Source organism: uncultured Leptotrichia sp. (assembly GCF_938036635.1).
GTDB lineage: Bacteria > Fusobacteriota > Fusobacteriia > Fusobacteriales > Leptotrichiaceae > Leptotrichia > Leptotrichia hongkongensis.
The window spans coordinates 1-1621 of the sequence record NZ_CALHQO010000389.1; the positions used below are offsets into that span (position 1 = coordinate 1).

General features: G+C 27.1%; 3 protein-coding genes. All 3 read right to left on the minus strand.

The features are described from left to right. Positions 1 to 6: 6 nt before the first annotated feature. The 3 genes from Q0370_RS07785 to Q0370_RS07795 are packed head-to-tail and all read right to left on the minus strand — an operon-like array spanning position 7 to position 1473. Positions 7 to 402, minus strand: a complete 396-nt coding sequence (locus Q0370_RS07785) for a hypothetical protein (RefSeq protein ID WP_299574257.1) — start codon at positions 400 to 402, stop codon at positions 7 to 9. A gap of 24 nt (positions 403 to 426) precedes the next feature. Continuing rightward, positions 427 to 792: an AtpZ/AtpI family protein gene (locus Q0370_RS07790; RefSeq protein ID WP_299574259.1), complete on the minus strand. Its 366-nt coding sequence runs from the start codon at positions 790 to 792 to the stop codon at positions 427 to 429. A 57-nt stretch (positions 793 to 849) separates the two neighbouring features. Continuing rightward, on the minus strand, positions 850 to 1473 hold the full coding sequence (locus Q0370_RS07795; protein WP_299574261.1) for a class I SAM-dependent methyltransferase: 624 nt from the start codon (positions 1471 to 1473) through the stop codon (positions 850 to 852). Between the last annotated feature and the right edge of the window lie 148 nt (positions 1474 to 1621).

Consider the following 1621-nt stretch of genomic DNA (forward strand, 5'->3'; position numbering starts at 1 on the left):
ATAAAATTATTTTTTAAATAATTTTTCAGTCCAGTAACATAGAAAATATGAAATTTTAAAATTCAATGATCCAGTTCCGGTTGCCAGAAGATTTGTCAGTACATGGCTTTCAAAATATTTCTGGCTTACTTTCCCAACTATAAACATTCCCACACAAAATATTAACATTCTTTTCAAATATTCAACATTTCCACGTAATTTTCCCTTGTCTTGAAAGTATAAAATATTATGCACTCCATTTACAAGTAAATTTATATTTATAGTAGAAATTATTGCTCCAACTAAATATCCAAAATAAAGTTCTACATAGTTAAAAATTATTCCTAGAAAAAGGAGAAGTATCGCAATAAAAATAGAAATAGTGTATGCTTTTTTTATGTTTTGCGGCATTTTTTCCAACATTTTTATTCCTTTCAAAATATATAATTATTTTATATTATTTACCTGCTTTATAAGTGACCAATAGCCAGAAATTGCTCCTATTATCAAGAAAACGATTAGGACAAGTGGCTGATCCGTTTTGAACAGATATTTTTTTAAAAGTAAATAAAAGCCTAGCATAATTAATATTGGTAACGCCAAAATATAAACCATATTTGTTGCAAGAGCAAAATATTTCATTAATTTACTGTTTTTTCTATTTTTTAATTCTTTTTCATTATTATGTCTGCCTAATTTTTTTTCTATTTCAAAAATCTTTTGTTTTCGTTTTTCTTCCTCTTGTGAAGTTTTCTCGTTGTCAACTATTTTATTTTCATTTTCTAAGATTTCTTTTTTGTCTTCTAATTCCATAATATAACTTCCTTTTACACTTTTATTCAAATTTTTAATTCATAAAATCAGTAAAATCTATAATTTTTTTAGTACAAAAAATATTCTGCTTTCCCCAAATTCAGGATTAGAAGCAGTATCAAATACTTCAAAACCATTATTTTGAACAGTTTCCACAATCCATTCAGGCTCGTAAATAAATTTATGCTGTACTTCGTTGTATTTTCTGAATAAGTTATCATTTTCATTTTCACGGATAAACAAGTCAATTTCTACTAGATGTTTTTTCTCACTTAACTGTTCATGCCGCCAAATACTCGTATATTCAGGTTCTTCATCTAGAAATATATCATTTTCAAATATTTCCTCAAAAATATCTTCCGTCACAGCGTCAAAAATTAAATATCCGCCTTTTTTCAAATTTTTCCCACATTTCTCAATAAATTTCAAAAATTCTTTTTCACTTTTCAAATAATTTATTGTGTCAAAATTGCAGATAATGTAGTCAACTGGCTGTATTTCATCATAATTTTCACTAATTCCGTGATTTCTGCCCACATCCAAACTTTCATAAAAAATTGCCTTATTTTCATATTCTTTAGTCGCTTCCTTCACAATTGTGTCAACTTCCTTGTAATCTCCACTGTGTACCCAAATTATAGGTCTTCTTGCTCTTAAATACTTTGATAAATTTGTTTCCATTTTTCCTCCTGATTTTTATTTTTTATAAACACACTCGAATTCATCTAAAATTAAACTGATAAAAACTAAATAAATTTAAAAGTTTTTTAAAGCGATAATGTGCATTTTTAGGTTGTTTTTTAGTGTACTACCCGCGTGAGCGGGGGTG

Bases quoted from the DNA above. Each gene is read 5' to 3' on its own strand.
- Q0370_RS07785 (WP_299574257.1), bottom strand. From the start codon at position 402: ATGTTGGAAAAAATGCCGCAAAACATAAAAAAAGCATACACTATTTCT.
- Q0370_RS07790 (WP_299574259.1), bottom strand. From the start codon at position 792: ATGGAATTAGAAGACAAAAAAGAAATCTTAGAAAATGAAAATAAAATA.
- Q0370_RS07795 (WP_299574261.1), bottom strand. From the start codon at position 1,473: ATGGAAACAAATTTATCAAAGTATTTAAGAGCAAGAAGACCTATAATT.